A 16,824-nucleotide genomic window follows, 5' to 3' on the forward strand; every position below is an offset into this window, starting at 1 on the left:
GCTGCTACAAATAACTCTATCTTTTATCATAAAACATGTCTTTATAACTCTATATTTTATCACAAAACACCCTGTTATAACTCTATCTTTTATCATAAAACACCCCTTTATAACTCTATCTTTTAGCAAAGTTAACATAAAATAATTGCTTATCTCGTTAATAATCAGTATTTTTGCAGCTGTATAATCATAAAGACGCAAAGATATGGAAAAATACTTGCCAAGAAGCATCGACCAGGCTTTGCTGGAATGGAAGGATAATCCTCGAAGAAAACCTCTTTTGGTGAGGGGCGCCCGACAGGTAGGCAAGTCGAGCACCATTCGGCATTTGGGCAAGAGCTTCAAATATTTTTTGGAAGTTAATGTGGAAAGAAATCCTGAGGTGATGGAATTCTTTAAGGGCTGTCGTGACGTGAAGAGCATAGCTGCTAAGCTATCCGACTTCTTTAATGTGCCGGTTGTTCCGGGCGAAACCCTTCTTTTTCTCGATGAGATACAGAAGAGCGAAGATGTCGTTCACAGCCTTTGGTTCTTTAAGGAAGATTATCCTGAACTTCATGTCATTGCAGCAGGTTCGCTCCTGGAGTTTGCACTGAAGGATTTGTCTTCATTTGGAGTGGGCAGAGTAAGTTCACTGTTTGTCTATCCGATGTCTTTTGATGAATTCCTGACGGCAACGGGGCAAGAGGGGCTTCTTAGAACCAAGCGAAATAGCAGTCCTACGAATCCGCTGCCCAAGGCATTCTATAACAGATTGGTGGAGGCTTTTCGAAGTTATATGCTGGTTGGCGGAATGCCAGAAGCCGTGGCAACCTACACGGAGACAGGGTCTTATCGCTATAGCAGTGATATTGTAAATGAAATCATCCAGGGGTATCAGGACGATTTTGCCAAGTACGGAGCCAAGGCAAATCCTCTGCTTTTGCGCCAAACTCTCATAAGCGTAGCGCATCAGGCAGGAGCCAAGTTTGTTTACAGTAGGGTAGAAGGACAATATCGTTCGGCAGAAGTAAAGGTGGCTTTGGAGATGCTGAAGGATGCCGGACTAATCATCCCGACCTATCATACGGATGCCAATGGGGTGCCGCTTGGGGCTGAAATCAACGAGCGGGTTGTGAAATATCTTATCCATGATACAGGCGTGCTGCTTGGAATCCTGGGAATAGATGACGACATCGACGACAGCATCAAGGAGATGATGGTGGCAGATTCCATCGATCTTGTTGACAAGGGGCATGTGGCAGAGATGATGGCGGGCTTGGAACTTATCAAATATTCTTCTCCGCAGAAGCGGCATCAGTTGTACTATTGGCAAAACATGAACAAAGGTACTTGTGCCGAGGTGGATTATGTGATAGCTCGCAGTGGCAGCATTGTTCCGATAGAAGTAAAATCGGGTGTGAAGGGGTCCATGAGCAGCATGTATTCGCTGATGCGCAATCCGCAGAAGCATATAGAAATGGGCATCCGCTGTTCTCTCGAAAACTTTGGTACATTCGAGAGTCCCGATGGCAAGAAGATAGACATCATTCCTCTTTATGCTATCTCCAATTTGTTTGCGGAGAAGTAGATGGGGGATATAAAGAAATATCAAAAAAACTAAGAATATGGCTAGAGCAACAGGTTCAATCAATTATTTGGAGCATCGCACGCCCTTGAAGGACGAAAGCGGTAAGTATCAGATACATCCGATGTTCGTAAAACGGGATATCGTTGACCGGGAGAAGATGGAGAAGCGTGTTCGCGATCATTGTGCGATGAACGTTTCGTCCTTTATCTCCGCATTGGAAACGCTGGAGGATGAAACGCTTTACGCCTTGGCTGAGGGCAACGAGGTGAGGATAGGCGATATGTTTATCGTCAAGCCTAAGCTGGGGATGGTGAAGCATAAGGACAAGAATGGAATCGAATGGAAAAGGACCTATCATGAGGGTGATCTGATTCCAGCCAATGAGGTGGATATCTGCGGCTTGGAAATTCAGCCCACGAAGGAGTTCCTGGAAAGGCTGAAACGCCACTCTAATGGCTGCAGTCGACAGTATTGGAGTGTGAAATCTACTCCAAAAGAGGCGGATAAGGAGTTTGCTGATATTGTAGAGATTTGTCAGCAGCAGGGTTATATTACGGTGAAGGATATGATTCGTGAATTCGGTGTCACCCGCTATCATGCCAATAAGGTGTTGAATGATCTCTGTGAGGAACCGGCTGCCAGAATGTATGCTACCAAGGAAGGTCCTGTTACGCTCTATCGTTTGTGGAAGAAGGAATGATGATAGGAAGTTGAAGTAAACGGCTTTTGGGGTTCAAGTAAGTATCCTTTTGGGTTGAAGTAAGTATCTTCTCGGGTGCAATCAAGTATCTTCCCAACTGTTGCCACTAGGCTCGGCAGCTCTGCTGAGCCTAGTCAGCAAGTCTGCTGACTGCAGTCAGCACCTCTGTCGAGCTTAGTGGCAACCCCTTGTTATCGTACAACTATAACCCCTTTAGTTGTACGGTTATAACCTGTTTAGTCGTACGACTATACACCCTATAGTTGTACAATCGTAGCTTTATAGTCGTACAACTATACACCTTTTAGTTGTACGACCATAATATGATGATACTTCCATGATACATTGATGATACTTCTTGCTGCATTTTTTCAAGAAGTGTCATTGATGTTAAGTTATTAATTATCAGAAAGATAACTGGTATTTTGAAGACAAAAGTGAGACTGTGAGACTTTTTTCGCAGTACATATATATATAGATAGATAAAGAAGTAGAAAGAGTTTTCATCAAGGTAAAAGTTTATATTTAGGTTTAAATTGCAGTTTTATTATCTCAAAAGATAAGTAGGAATTTAGGTTCGGTTTATGAAAAGTGAAGCCTGCCGGCATCACTGCCGGCAGGCTTCTGCGTTTTTAGGGTAGGATAGGATGTATGATATAGAATGTCTTGCTTGTATCCGTAGAAATCATGCACATTGCAAGTACACAGGGGTAGTTACTGCTTCCTCAAACTATACTTGCCGTGCTTGTCGAACACGAGCCAATAGAGCACAGGCAGGATGGTGGCGATGAGTACCATCGAGATAAGCGTACCGAAGAAGATAACGGCTCCCATTGGCGACCACAGCGTATTGTTCTCTACCATCATAGGCAGTACGCCTACCGAGGCGGCTGCCGATGTAAGGAAGATAGGGCGCATGCGGCGCTCGCCAGCCTGGAAGGCGGCTTCCTTTACTGATAACCCCTTGTCGCGGCGCAGTTCCTCGGCATAGTCGAGCATGATGATGCCGTTTCTTACCAGGATACCCATCAGGCTCACAATGCCCAATATGCAGGTAAGACTCACGTCGAAACCCGTAACCAGAAGGCCTATCGCTGCACCGAAGATGCAGAGCGACATGGACGAGAGATTCACCAGTGCCAGACTGATGCGCTTGAAATGGAAGAGCAGGATGAAGAAGATGATTAAGGCTGCTATCATCACGCCCGATGTAACCTGAGGAAGGGTTTCGGCATCCTTTTCTGCCATACCGCCAATCTCCCAATCAAGACTGGAATCTAGCGGGAGTTTGGATACTTCCTGCTTCAGTTCGTTGGCCAATTGGTTGGCATTGAATCCCCTTAAAGGTTCACCTATGATAGAGATGGTACGCACGCCGTTTCTGCGTATGATGCTGCCGTCGTGCCAGTCGGGCGAAATCTTAGCCAACTGGCGGAGTGGAACGCTCGATGTTCCTCCCATCACGGGGATGTATTCATTGGCAAGGTCGCTGTCGTTTTCCGATTTCAGAACCATCTTCACCGGATAGTCGCCTTCCCAAAGGGTGGCCATCGGGATGCCATCGCCATAATGAATGGCAAGGTCGGCAGAGAGTATGGTCTTATTCACACCCAGCCGGTTGGCCTCGGTAGCATCTGGAGTTACCCTGATGCCAGGCAGGGGCTCTTCGTAGTTGGTACGAATCAGGTTGATGCCTTCTATCTTGTGCATGCAGGCTTCTATCTTCCTGGCGGCAGCCTTCAGGTCGCCCATGCTGTCGCCGCTCACTCTTACTTCGATAGGGTAGGTGGCGTTGTTGTAATCCATCTGCTTGAAGCGGATGTAGCAGTCGGGAAAATAGTTGGAGTATCGGTCGGCATATCGGTCGAGTACCTCTTCTGTGGCATCGTTATCTACCGTATTCACGATAAACTGTGCAAAGTTCTCACCGCCAATCTGTGGCGCATAGGTGGTGTGGAAACGGGGTGAACCCTGACCAACAAACGTGGTTACGGCTGTTACCTGCGGGTCGCGCTGCAGAATGTGGGCCATAGAATCTGCCACCTGTGCGGTTCTTGCTGCGGTGGTTCCGCTAGGCAGATAGAACTCTACGGCAAACTGGTTTCTCTCGGCGATAGGCATCATTCTCTGCGGAAGATGTACGAAGATGATGGCTCCGGTGCTCACCAGCATGATGCCCACAGCGAGGGTGGTGCGTGGAAAGGCGAAACAGCGTTTCAGCAACCAGGTATACCCCATCTGCAGATAGTCGAGCGGCTTTTTGCGGGCGTTGGGCTTGTGCTGGCTGCTGATGCCCTGGTGAATCACCACATACTGTAAATAAGGTGTGAGCAGCAGCGAAACCATGAGCGAGATGCTCAGGATGATGAACATAGCCCAGGGGAATGATTTTACGAAATCGCCCATGTCGCCATGCATGGTAAAGAGGAATGGGAAGAAGGTGAGCGAGATGCTGAGCGTGGCAGAAAGCACCGACATGAAGAATTCTCTAGGAGCGGCGATGGCTGCATGCCAGCGCGACATGCCATGGCCCAGCTTCTCCATGTAGTTGTCGATGATAACCACGGAATCATCCACCACCATACCCAGTGTTACGATGAGGGCAGCCAGTGTAACGGTGTTCAGCTCCATGCCGAAAAGATAGAATATGCCCACCGACGAGAAGATGGTGATAGGGATGCTGAGGGCTGATACCTCTGCCACGCGGCGCGGCATGAGCAGGATGACCACGATGATGACGGAGATGACCGATATGAGCAGCTCGCGCAGGAAGTTTAGCACCGATTCGCTTACCACCTTGCTCTGGTCGGTAATGGTATTGATATGTACATCGCCTGGCAGGGACTGTTCAAAATCATCCATCATCTTGTGTACGTCTCTTCCCATCTTCACGATGTCGTTTCCCGGTCGCATTTCAATGGATAGGAGCACGCATTTGTTGCCGTTGCTCTTGATGTATTTATTCAGTTTCGGATATTCTCTTTTAATCTGTGCGATGTCCTTCAGGCGCACGATGTTGCCCCTGGGGTCGGAATATACGATTTGTTCTGCCACATCCCGCTCGTTGTTGTAGGAGTCGGTGATGTGGATGGGCAGGTTGAGGTTGCCCATCTCCAGGTTTCCGCTCACGGTGGTGAAGCCCTGCAGGGCAAGGTCGTTCAGAATCTTATAGGGGCCGATGCCGTATTTGGCCAGTTTGTTCTGGTCCAGGCAGATGCTTATCTGTTCGTTTTCAAGTCCGTAGGTTCGCAGGTTCGAGATGGCATCAATGCGGCGCAGTCTGTCCTTCAGCTGGTCTATGTATGTATTCAGTTCCCTATAGGTTTTCTGCTTGCTTTCCATCGTGATGAGCAGGGCAGAGGTATCGGCGATGTCATCCACAGCCTGCAGGGCAAGGACACCCGTAGGAAGGGAGCTCTTGAAGGCCTGCAGGCCATGCTTGAACTTGCTCCAGAAGGCATCCCGGTCCTCCACGTCGTCGTTGAGTTCCAGGAACACGATCAGCATGCCGTCCTTACTCTGGGTATAGGTCTTTTTCTTGTTCACCTCCTTGTATCCGAAGATGAAGTTCTCCAGCGGTTTAGCCACCCGTTCTTCCACCTCTCCGGATGTAGCGCCCGGATATACGGCTACGCAGGCACCCTGCCTGATGGTGAATTGCGGCATCTCCTGCTTGGGCATGATACAGATGCCGAGTATGCCTAGAAATAAGAGCATGCCCATCAGAAGCATCACGATGTTGTGGTTGCACATCGCCGACTCGATGAACGAGCGCTTGATGATGCGGTTGGGCTTCCTGGTGATGCGTGCCTTGATGTGGTCGCGAAGGGCGGTGTCTCTCTCCGGCTTTTTGGAATCCTCCGGTTTGTTTGTCTCTAGCCTTGTCTCTTGGCTTGTCTTTTGCCTTGTCTCTTGATTCATATCTTTTCCCTCCACTTTTTTTATCGGTTATCGCTTTTTGCTGTATCTACATTCATTCCTTCAGAAACTTTCTGCTGGCCATTGATGATAACCTGGTCGCCAGCCTTCAGTCCCGAAAGGATGACGATGCCGTCGCCTTCGAAATCGCCGGTAGTTACGGGTTGCTGATGTGCCTTTCCGTTTACCACGGTCCATACGAATCGGGAGTTATCTATATCCAGTTCAATGCTTTGTGGTGGAACGGTGATGTGGGATGGGGTAGCAGCGCTACCCTGCACCTGGGCGTTGCATACCATGCCTGGGAGCAGACGGCCCTGCGGATTGGTGATGCCCACCTTGACATCGTAGGTATGCGAGATGGGGTTGGCATCGATGCCTTTTTCTGAAATCGTTCCCCGGAAAATGGCACCCGAAAGAGCGGCTACCGTCAGTTTCACCTTGTCGCCCACGTGCAGATGAGATATTTCAGCTTCGGGTACGGATACCTTGGCGTTGACTTGTGCCACATTGGCGAGTTTCAGCACAGGCTGTCCGGGGAGCACGTAGGTTCCCAAGTCCACGTTCTTGGCAGCGATGACGCCTGCAAAAGGAGCTGTGAGGGTAGAGTGGGAGAGTTGCTGGCGGGCGATGCTTTCAGCCGCCTTTGCCTGTTCCAGTTTGCTTTCTATCTCCACCCATTTCATATCCGAGATGGTTCCCGACTGGTGCAGGGGCAGGAATCTTCTGTAGGCATCCTGCGCCTGTTTCAGGGTGGTGAGTGTTGCCCGGTGAGCCTCCTTCACGGTGGTAGGGTTGATGGTGGCGAGCAGCTGTCCCTTGCTCACTCTATCTCCTTCTTCCACCCGTATGGAAGTGATGTTTCCGGCTATCTCGAAACTGAGTGTAGATCCCATCTTTTCCTCGATGGTTCCCACATAGTCTTTCGTTCCCCCCAGGTTTGTATTCCCCACGGAGATAGTCTCAACTTTCACGTTTTTCTTCTCTAGCTTGCTGGATTTTTCGGTGCATCCCGCCAGCATCATACAGCTGATAATGAATGCGACAAGCCATCCCGTTATAACATATTTCTGTTTCATATTGATTACATTTTGTTGTTTTTTGAAAAGATAATGCAAAGGTATGAATTTTAGCTGAATGCATAGGAAAAATAGAATTAAAAAAGATAAAAAAACAGTTCTTCTTCTACTACTACGATTTCCACGCTGTTCATAGTTTCAATCACGTTTTCCATGGAAACTACGTCTCTGATGCATCCAACCGAACAATCTACACCTTAGACCGAGGGTTGGGTCGATTACAGAAGACAATGTGGAGTCAAATTGCTCCATGACCCGAAAAAATCCTCCAAAAGGAGTGAGTTTCTCAGATTTAATTTGTATCTTTGCCATGTTATGTCAGAGTTTTGCTTGTTTTCTTTTCGCAACACTAAGATAAGTGAAAATTCTCACATGACAAAATCCTGAGCAACTTTTTGTTGTTCTGGGGCTTAAAAGGTTTGATTTATAATAGTGTTGTGGAATTAAGGTTATGACAATATTATGACATCGTTATTCATATTGCAACTTGTATGTTGCGTCATTACAGCCATGCTGGCATTGCAATTAGCCATGGCAAGTTTGCAGGTGAGATGGAAGGTGTGGCGCTACGAAATATCAAGATGGCTTCTCGTTGCATCCATGCTATTCTTCTCCGTCCACTACCTCTTACAGATGGTTCATGGATTCCGTGCACAAGGTACCGATGTGGGCGCAGCATTCAACATACTGTTCTATACCCCAGTGGCATTTGCCATCACTCTCTCCATCATCAACATAGAGAGCACAGGCAGCAAAGTGCGCCGTTATTGTTTACGTAGTATAATGGCATACATACTCATCGCCCTAGTTTTCATCATTGGCATATTCAAAAGTCATAGTTTACACATTGGCAATATGCTCTATGTGATGCTCGGTCTTTTTGTGGCTAGCATGGCATATTTTATCTTTATCATTCGCAAAGAAACAAATACCCGAAGGCAGAAGCTCATGGAAAATTTCGGAAGTGACTTGATTTCATACGTGCGCTATTCGCAAGCCAGCATCATTTTGCTATACCTTACTGCTGGACTTCTGCCTGTAGCAATCCTCTTCAATACCTTATTATATATAATAGGTCCCTTGATGTTACTCTCTGTCATCTTTTTCGTCCACACTTTCATTGCTATGGGCTATTACATCACACCCAAAGAAGTCATTCATGAGGAAAATGACGCAGAGGCAAAAGTCACGGAAGCAGAAGATATAAAAGACGGCAAGAATACTTATGGTACAAATATCTTGACAGCAAATAGAAAGATAGAAATAGAATTAGCCCTCAAGAAATGGTGTGAAGAGGGATTTTATAAGGACTATGAAGTTAGCATCTATTCGTTAGCTACCAAGTTGGGATACAAGAAAATCGAACTGACAGAATACTTCAACCAGTCAGAATATACCAATTTTAGAACCTGGCTTAGCGACATTCGCTTTAATGAGGCAGTTCGCATGATGAAAGCCAACCCCGAATATAGCATTGACGCTATTTCCACAGAGTGCGGTTTCTCATCCCACACATGGATTTATCGTATATTCAAACAGAAAACGGGCATGTCACCTAGCCAATGGCGCAAACAGTTTGTCTCCATCTAAGTGTGTATTTTTGTAATTATACATTAAATACTGTTTAAAAAGTAGTAGTTTTCCTAGGAAAGCTACTACTTTTTTTGTGGAAAAGCTACAACTACTATGGAAAAGCTACTATCACTTTCAAAATAAAAAAGCTATTTTTGTACTCGAATCAATAACATAACAGATAATGAAAATGACAGGAACAGAACCAACCATTTCAATTTCAGATGGAAATCTCATCATGATTGTTGTAGTGATCGTGGCTGTGATTATCATAGTGTTCATCCTTGTGATGATACGCGACTACCGTCTCTATCTGGGAAATCATTGGAATAAGAAATTCAGTTTCGCAGATTTCGTCAAGCAAGAACAGTTTTATATTTATATACTGTTGTTCTTCCTTCTTTTGGTAGGTTCGGAATTGTTGTTACAAAACGAGTATTCATTTTAAAACAATAAATAATTATGAAAAAAACGTATCTATTATTATTCATCCTCGCAATAGGAGCGGCGATGTTAACTGCTTGTACTGATGATGACAACAATGGGGGAAACGGAAATCCCAACATTCCTCTGGCAGAACTATCCAAGCCAAAGGCAAACCCTTGGCTGGCACAAGAGGAATACAGCATCACCCATTTCAATTCGGCTCAGACCGATGCTTTCACTGCAAAAGTGAAGGACGGCACGTTCTATGCCGACCTGACGAAATGCAAGGCAACAAGCAGCGGTCCTGTGAACCTCATGACGCTCGCATCCACTTCCCCAAAATACATGTGGGGAATGAGCAGCGACAGAGTATCTATCATAGACGTATCCAACGGCAACTTTGAAAGACTCGCAGAAGCTGGTTTGCCTGGAATAACAATGAAGAATCAAGAACAGCTCAATATCTTGACATCCAGCTACTCGTCTTACTCAGAACTTGCAACAGCCGTAACCGGAGTGCTAGGTGCTGCTCCACAGATGTCTATAGCCAATGGAAACTATGTGTTGTGCGACAAGGACAACTATGTATATACCAATGCTGGACACATCATGGCAAGGTACAGGCTGAAGAACCCAAATAATCCAAAGGAAGGCATAGAGCTAGACAGTCAGATTAAGCTCACACCGTATATCAACAACTCTTACACTCTGGTGGGAGCTACCATGACATACGATGGACATTTGCTCGTGGCGGCACAGAATGCTCTTGTTGTACTCAACCGTGAGTTGACCACGGTAGAAGATACCTACCCACTGGCAAGCACCCAGATATTGACGAACTCAATAGCAGTGGATGAGAACGGCGGGGTATATGTGGCAAGCAACGCCAAGGAGGCCAACGGCAAGGGACTCATGCAAAAGCTGATATGCAAGAATGGAAAGTTCTCTGACAGCGAAAGCGATGGAGCATGGAAAGCCGAGTATGACGGAGGTCCAATGGCACCATGTATCAAGCTCGGATATGGTACAGGAGCAACCCCTACACTAATGGGATTTGGCAACGACGAGGACAAACTCGTGGTGATAACAGACGGAGCAAAGAAAATGAAACTCGTAGCTTTCTGGCGTGACGCCATACCTGCCGATGCCAAGCCTGTAGATTCTGGCAACAAACGTTTGGCAGGAACGTTCGACATAACGTGCGGATTACCAACCTCTACCGAATGGGTACAGTCGGAGCAATCCGTAGTAACCGCAGGATACGACGCTTTCGTGGTGAACAACATCAGCCAGACAACGGAAAAGATAAACGACAAGATTATAGGCGTACTAGCAATCGGTCCTACCATAGAGACTCCTAGAGGTGTTGAATGCGTGAGCTGGAACACAAAGGAGAACAAGTGGGAGACTAAGTGGACACGTGCTGACGTCAGTTCACCAAGTATGATTCCTGCTGTAAGCACATCGTCTGAAATGGTATTCGTAAGTGGATGGAACGATGCCACAGGATGGGAAGTAACCGGACTCGACTGGCGCACCGGCACCACACGCCACCGCACAATCCTAGGCAAAGACAATCGGGCCAATGGAGCATATGCCATCATACAGTTCTTTGACAATGGTGACTTACTCTACAACTCGGTATCTGGACCGTTCAGAGTGGAAATCAAGTAAAACAGAGTGAGGACAAAAAGTGTATTAATTTTAAAAAACAGGAAGTATGAAAATCAAGCAAATTATCATGACCTCATTGCTAAGTTGTATCATGGCAATGACTTTCATCGCATGTTCCGATGATGACAGCAACAACGATATAAAAATCCCTACCTTGTCGCCTAAGGAGCAATGGGGCCCAACCCTGAAAGGCGATGGTGAGGTTCTCGGAGCATACCCGGACTTATATTCCAATTATTGGGAATACACCTATCAGGCAGACCAAAATAGTGACAAGATTTTATGTCTGAAAGGAGAATACCCTCATTGCAGATATTTCAGCATATCACTATACAATGATATGACAGGAGACGTTTTCGCAGGCATCGATGACCAGGACATCTCGGCAGATAACGGAAGCACGAATCCTTTCGTCGCAACCACTACGGGAAAGAACTATTTCACCCTCTATGTGGTGCCAAACGGAACGCCACAAAGCGTAATAGACAAACTTGGTTCAGAGAATGTGGTGAAAGTTGCAGAAGGTGTGAACAAAGTAGCCATTGCTCTCAGACATTACCTGGGAACTACTGCTGATGGAAGCCAAAAAGACGAATACGCAGGAGTAGAACTTCCAGCCATTACCGCACTCGACATGAACTTGCATGAGACCTTCGTGCCAGAACACGTTGCATCAAATGTCTATAAGGTAACATCGAAGGTGTTTACACAGAAATCCGACGAAAACAGGGAGATGCCATTCTTCCTTGCTCCAGTTGGCAGGTACTATCCAAACAACTCCACGTCATACCTTTATGGAAGAACGCATTTGCGCGAGGACTCTGTGCTCACATTCTCCTTCATACCGGCCACGGTGCCAACAAAGCCTGAGGAATACAGAAAAGCTGTGACACGTTACTGGTCTATCTGCATTGGCTCAGCAAGCGACACACGCTCATATATGTCTGTATATGATGCGAAGGCTCGCTATGCCGATGGCAAGAAAGCAACATTTGTGGTTTGCCTGAAAAAGAATCCTAAGCTATCAGCCATACAGAGCAAGGTGAACGAAATGAATGCCAACGGAGAGTATGTCAATCTCTTCATTTGGGACAGTGAGAAAAAGAACATAGACGGCAATCCTATCGGAGAGATTGTGGCTGTCATGTATAGGAACATTCTTCCAGACAGGGAATGGAAACACTCCATCGCAACCATGACACCTACAGCTTACAAGGATGATACTGGCGAGCCTATCGACCATGTGACCGATCCCGACAAGCAGCTTGCTCACAAAGCTCTTGGCGACTATGGACCACTTGGTGTAAAGGTAAGCAACGATGATTTCTTGCAGTAATCATGAAACGAAGGTATTCGTATTGAAATAGGTGTTTTTTGATATTGATATAGAGGAATCGGCACATATAATATGTATATATATGAGAACCGGCACAAAAAAGGGCTAGTCCCATTATCAGGACTAGCCCTCCGTTTTAATTATTTTCTAGGGTGCAATGAAATGTCATCCAAAAAGCTGCTTAGCACGTTATGAGTGATTACTTTACCTCAATGTGCTTAACATCGTCTTTCTTCTCCTCCTTGGCTACCTTAGGAATCTCAATCTTCAAGACACCATCGCTGACCTCAGCAGAAATCTTCTCGTGGTTGGCATCCTCAGGTAAAGCATAGCTCTGAGAGTAGCTGCTGTAAGAGAATTCACGACGCAGGTAATGCTCTTCCTTCTTTTCCTCCTTCTTCTCGTTCTTGTTCTCGATAGATACATTCAGATAACCATCCTTATCAATGTTCATCTTGACCATATCCTTCTTCAAGCCAGGAGCTGCAATCTCCATTTTGTAAGCTGTAGCATCCTCCTTCACGTTAACAGCAGGAGCTGTGGCGTTCATGTGTGGCATCAATTCAGTATCGAAGAAGTTGTCATTAAACCAACTATTCAACCAATTTGAAACACTATTATTTCTACGAGCTAACAACATAATGTAAAACCTCCGAATTTTATTTTTCTCGTCCTCTCTTCGCCTTCCGGCTCTGTCGGGATTTCTAATTGTTTATTAATTTATCCTTTTTCTTAATGAACGCTTCGGCTTTCGGGACTCAAGGATTTCGAGAAACCCTCAAATGCCATTGCTTAGGGTTCTTAACGTTCCCCTTGCCCTTTCGGCTTCCGCTTTCATCTTATGTATTAGCAAGTTATGTGCCAGGTGAATTTTTATATCAGGAGTGAACGGTTTTTGCCAGAACTGGCAATAAATGCTGCAAAAGTGGCATCAAAGTATAATTAATTTAATCATTTCTGCCAAAATGTTCCGTTTTCCCTCCTCAGTTGTTCCCGTCTGTTGCTTGAAGAACGAATGTATGTTAAACTTTTAATGAGAATACTTTTTCAAGTGGACTCTATCCTTTCAAGTCCTTATCCACCATGGCGCAGACACAGGAGTCTGACCATACATTCTCTGCCGTCTCTACCATGTCGATAATGGTATAGATTGGCAGGATGATACCCATGATGCCGATAGGAGCATTGATGCCGGACATCAGAGATAGGGTCAGAAAATAACATCCCATCGGCACTCCTGCATTACCCACGGCTGAGATAACTGAAATGAAGAGCCAGAGAATCATCGTAGTCCAAGGTAAAGGCATTCCTCCATTCTGCATCAGGAATAAGGAAGTTACGAGGATAAAGGCAGCGCAACCATTCATGTTGATGGTAGTACAGATAGGCAATACGAAGCGGGAAACCTGATTGGAAACTCCCAGCCTATCTTCTGCAGTCTGCATCGTTACCGGCAACGTAGCAGCAGAACTCTTTGTAAACAGAGCCATTAATACTGCCGGCATCATCTTGCCCAGTGTACGCACAGGATTCAAGCCTCTTGCCAAGAGGAAGAGCGGGAGAATGATGAAGAATTGAATGACATTACCTCCCAGGATAACAGCTACGTACTTTCCTAGAGAAGCCATCACGATACCCGCAGAGAACTGGGCTGAGAGTTGTGCTGCAAAGGCAACGATACCCAGAGGCAGAGCCCAGATTAATCCATGAATCAGCAAGAAAAGCAAATCCTGTAATCCAAACAATCCCTTCATCACGACTTCTTTCTTATCGCTTGATGGCATTTTGGTTAAAGCAATACCTGCAGCTGCAGCCAAAATCAGGATGGAGAGTACATTTCCTTCGGCAAACGGCTTGATGATGTTGTTGGGTATTACCCCAAGAATATGGTCATAATAGCTGGTTTCTCCCAGCTTTTGGGGAACATCTTCCATACCGCTCTGTACCAAGGCTGTAGGTAAATTGCCTGGAGAAACGATGTTGTAGAGCACCAGTCCCACTGCTGCAGCTGCTATCGTCGTGAGTAGGGTGTAGGTGATGGCGTGGCGGAATATCTTACCGGTATCTGCCTGGTTGCCCAAGGATGCCAGGGTTGTGATGACTGCCAAGGCTATGGTTGGTACTGCTAGAAGTTGGAATAAGCGGGTATAGACCGTGGCGATGAAATTCATCAGGCCATCCAGCCAGCTGATGCCGAACATACCTAAGACTGCGCCTACTATCAAAGCGCCAATCCATAGTGCCAACTGCCGGGTTTGCTTATTTTTCACTCCTTTTTGCTTACTGCTGCCAGCATTGCTATCCGGCTGTCTATTTCCCATATCATTTATTGTTTTTATCATGATTTTAAATTATTATTTTTTTAGACAAAAGTATTCTCCTTATTCCAGTCCCCACATATCATTCAGCATTCTGATTGCTGACTCCGAGCGGAAGACATGGTCGCGGAAGGTGATGATGCCTTCGGGAGCAAGGTGGTCTTCGAAGGAATTGACCAGGAAATCTGCTTCAAGCAGAATGCGGTGGTCGAGGCTGGTAACATCTTTATAAGTATGATGATGGGCAATGAGCCAGCAGATTCTTTCTGTCTGCGCGGCTGTGAATCCATCTACTTCTGACAGTACTTTTCTTGCCTCATCAGGACCCAGTTCTTCCTGATGCTTGCCATCGCAGTTGCCGTATCTGGCTTCTGAAACATGAATGCCTACATCGTGAAGAATGGCTGCTGCTTCGAGCACGAAGAGGTCTTCCTCGTTCATTCCCTCTGCTATCGCAATCATACGGGCAAAGTCGTGTACCTTCACGAAATGCTGGATGCGTGGCGCATCGCCACCATCGTATTTTATCATCGCCCTCATCAGACTGGCGAGTATCAATTCCTTGTTTGTCATTATCTTATGTCTTTAAACCAATATTTATATCTACTTGATGGGATGTTAATCGAAAAGCTTCTTCCAAATCCACAATACCGCTATGGCACCAATGACACAGAAGATGAAATTGGTAAGATAACCTTTGCCAAACAACTCAATGTTCAGCAGACTGCTGATGATGGCACCGGCATAACTGCCTACAATACCTATGAAGAGATTCATACAACATCCTTTTCCTTCACCGCTCATAATGCGGTTGGCAATATAGCCAATGAAAATACCAGTAAGGATTGGCCACGCTGTGAAATCTGCAATATGTTCTAACATACTCTCTTGATTTTATTTTATCCTATTTATCTGAGCTTTCTGATAACTCTTGCAGGATTTCCCACAGCCATGGAGTCATCAGGAATATCCTTGACCACTACGCTGCCGGCACCGATTACGCAGCGGTTGCCGATGGTTACTCCAGGGCAGACGATGACTCCTGCGCCCAGCCAGCAATCTTCGCCAATGGTGATGGGGAAGCCTGTTTCTACTGGCTTGCGGCGTTCCATATAGTCGATGGGGTGGTTAGGGGTTACCAGCTGGCAGCTCGGACCTATCAGGGTGCGTGCCCCGATGGTAATCAGGGCTTCATCGAGCATCGTGGCGCCATAGTTGATGAATACATTCTCACCCACCTTGATGCCGTGACCATGGTCGCAGTGAAAGGGTGGGCAGATGGTGGCTGAGGCAGGAATGCTTGGAATCAGTTCTTCGATGATGGTTCGATAGTCTTCATCAAACAGGGTTAGCGTCTGCAGGCGGCAGCAGAGACGGTTGGCGTGCTCTATGCTTTTCATGCCTTCCTTGTTGCTGAAATCATAGAGCTCGCTGTTTCTCATTTTTTCAAATTCTGTCATTTCTTTCTTATTGATATTCTACAGTTATTCCAAGTTGCTTTGCTTTGTGGCAAGCTTCTGCCATGTTGGCTGCCTGCATCTTCTTGATGATGTTCTGGCGATGCCTGTCTACCGTGTTCTTGCTGATGTTCAGGCGGATGCTTATGGCCTTGCTCGAAAGTCCCTGACTTACCAGGTTCATGATGGTTATCTCGCGTTCACTCAAGAGCTGTTTCTCATCGATGTCAATCAGGTGCTCTTCTCCTGTGAGTGAATTCTTCAGAATGGCCATCTTGCTGGTCTTTGCTGTAAGATTAAAGAGACAGATTGCATAGCAGACGCCCCGCTGCCCCTTTCCCTTGAAATAGAAGATGCGGTGACGTGTGGGGAGATATTTGCCATCCTTGTCAGCCATTCGCATGGTATTTTCCAAGTACCAGTAGAATGCCTTGTCAGAATGGGAGGCGCTCACAAACTGATAGTAAACCAACTCCTGGAGATTGCGTCTGCGCTGGTCATCAGGATGGATGCGATTCAGAATCTTCTCTTCCCAGATAGATTCTATCTTCTCATAACTGCCGGATGGTTCGAATCCCAGAAAGTCGCTCGTCATTCCATAATAGATATGGCTTTTGTTGGTACGGAGATTACTCAATACAGCGATGGAATTCTCGCATATGGCATAGGATTTAGCGATGAATCGCAGTTGCAGTTCTTCGTCTTCCTCCAGCTGGCCATCTCTCTGCTGGCGCAGCTTTTCATCCAGTTTATCATCAATATCTATCATAAAAT

General features: G+C 46.2%; 14 protein-coding genes and 1 pseudogene. 6 read left to right on the plus strand and 9 right to left on the minus strand.

Features of this window, described 5'->3' with window-relative positions; translation table 11 throughout:
* Window positions 1-205: 205 nt before the first annotated feature.
* Both ACQRBJ_RS13150 and ACQRBJ_RS13155 read left to right on the plus strand, forming a co-directional pair.
* The gene (locus ACQRBJ_RS13150) at window positions 206-1,570 is read left to right on the plus strand and encodes an ATP-binding protein (RefSeq protein ID WP_445303880.1); all 1,365 of its coding nucleotides are present in this window, start codon (window positions 206-208) and stop codon (window positions 1,568-1,570) included.
* Window positions 1,571-1,607: 37 nt separating this feature from the next.
* Window positions 1,608-2,270, plus strand: coding sequence for a hypothetical protein (locus ACQRBJ_RS13155; protein WP_445303881.1), 663 nt, complete (start codon window positions 1,608-1,610; stop codon window positions 2,268-2,270).
* A gap of 714 nt (window positions 2,271-2,984) precedes the next feature.
* On the opposite strand, the gene ACQRBJ_RS13160 is transcribed toward ACQRBJ_RS13155, so the two are convergent.
* From ACQRBJ_RS13160 to ACQRBJ_RS13170, 3 genes and pseudogenes are all read right to left on the minus strand, one after another.
* On the minus strand, window positions 2,985-6,191 hold the full coding sequence (locus ACQRBJ_RS13160; RefSeq protein ID WP_445303882.1) for an efflux RND transporter permease subunit: 3,207 nt from the start codon (window positions 6,189-6,191) through the stop codon (window positions 2,985-2,987).
* A 20-nt stretch (window positions 6,192-6,211) separates the two neighbouring features.
* On the minus strand, window positions 6,212-7,267 hold the full coding sequence (locus tag ACQRBJ_RS13165) for an efflux RND transporter periplasmic adaptor subunit (RefSeq protein ID WP_445303883.1): 1,056 nt from the start codon (window positions 7,265-7,267) through the stop codon (window positions 6,212-6,214).
* Window positions 7,268-7,438: 171 nt separating this feature from the next.
* Window positions 7,439-7,579 (minus strand): annotated as a pseudogene (locus tag ACQRBJ_RS13170) (IS1380 family transposase); the annotation flags it as partial.
* Window positions 7,580-7,729: 150 nt separating this feature from the next.
* Here ACQRBJ_RS13170 and ACQRBJ_RS13175 point away from each other — a divergent pair.
* The 4 genes from ACQRBJ_RS13175 (at window position 7,730) to ACQRBJ_RS13190 (ending at window position 12,275) form a co-directional block, all read left to right on the plus strand.
* Window positions 7,730-8,857 (plus strand): helix-turn-helix domain-containing protein, encoded by a 1,128-nt coding sequence (locus ACQRBJ_RS13175; protein ID WP_294969850.1) that lies wholly within the window; start codon window positions 7,730-7,732, stop codon window positions 8,855-8,857.
* A gap of 172 nt (window positions 8,858-9,029) precedes the next feature.
* Window positions 9,030-9,287, plus strand: coding sequence for a hypothetical protein (locus tag ACQRBJ_RS13180; protein ID WP_294969847.1), 258 nt, complete (start codon window positions 9,030-9,032; stop codon window positions 9,285-9,287).
* A 14-nt stretch (window positions 9,288-9,301) separates the two neighbouring features.
* On the plus strand, window positions 9,302-10,939 hold the full coding sequence (locus ACQRBJ_RS13185; protein ID WP_337946698.1) for a hypothetical protein: 1,638 nt from the start codon (window positions 9,302-9,304) through the stop codon (window positions 10,937-10,939).
* 46 nt (window positions 10,940-10,985) lie between these two features.
* A complete protein-coding gene (locus tag ACQRBJ_RS13190) occupies window positions 10,986-12,275 on the plus strand; it encodes a hypothetical protein (protein WP_445303884.1) in 1,290 nt (429 codons plus the stop codon).
* A 199-nt stretch (window positions 12,276-12,474) separates the two neighbouring features.
* On the opposite strand, the gene ACQRBJ_RS13195 is transcribed toward ACQRBJ_RS13190, so the two are convergent.
* From ACQRBJ_RS13195 to ACQRBJ_RS13220, 6 genes are all read right to left on the minus strand, one after another.
* Window positions 12,475-12,915, minus strand: a complete 441-nt coding sequence (locus ACQRBJ_RS13195; RefSeq protein ID WP_295346860.1) for an Hsp20/alpha crystallin family protein — start codon at window positions 12,913-12,915, stop codon at window positions 12,475-12,477.
* Window positions 12,916-13,333: 418 nt separating this feature from the next.
* Window positions 13,334-14,617 (minus strand): dicarboxylate/amino acid:cation symporter, encoded by a 1,284-nt coding sequence (locus ACQRBJ_RS13200; protein ID WP_445303885.1) that lies wholly within the window; start codon window positions 14,615-14,617, stop codon window positions 13,334-13,336.
* Window positions 14,618-14,656: 39 nt separating this feature from the next.
* The gene (locus tag ACQRBJ_RS13205; RefSeq protein WP_445303886.1) at window positions 14,657-15,166 is read right to left on the minus strand and encodes an HD domain-containing protein; all 510 of its coding nucleotides are present in this window, start codon (window positions 15,164-15,166) and stop codon (window positions 14,657-14,659) included.
* 45 nt (window positions 15,167-15,211) lie between these two features.
* Window positions 15,212-15,475: a GlsB/YeaQ/YmgE family stress response membrane protein gene (locus ACQRBJ_RS13210; RefSeq protein WP_006847444.1), complete on the minus strand. Its 264-nt coding sequence runs from the start codon at window positions 15,473-15,475 to the stop codon at window positions 15,212-15,214.
* A gap of 26 nt (window positions 15,476-15,501) precedes the next feature.
* A complete protein-coding gene (locus tag ACQRBJ_RS13215) occupies window positions 15,502-16,053 on the minus strand; it encodes a sugar O-acetyltransferase (protein ID WP_006847445.1) in 552 nt (183 codons plus the stop codon).
* A gap of 7 nt (window positions 16,054-16,060) precedes the next feature.
* Window positions 16,061-16,819 (minus strand): response regulator transcription factor, encoded by a 759-nt coding sequence (locus tag ACQRBJ_RS13220; RefSeq protein WP_445303887.1) that lies wholly within the window; start codon window positions 16,817-16,819, stop codon window positions 16,061-16,063.
* Window positions 16,820-16,824 lie beyond the last annotated feature (5 nt).

The organism is Prevotella sp. SGI.167 (genome assembly GCF_050313615.1).
Lineage (GTDB): Bacteria > Bacteroidota > Bacteroidia > Bacteroidales > Bacteroidaceae > Prevotella.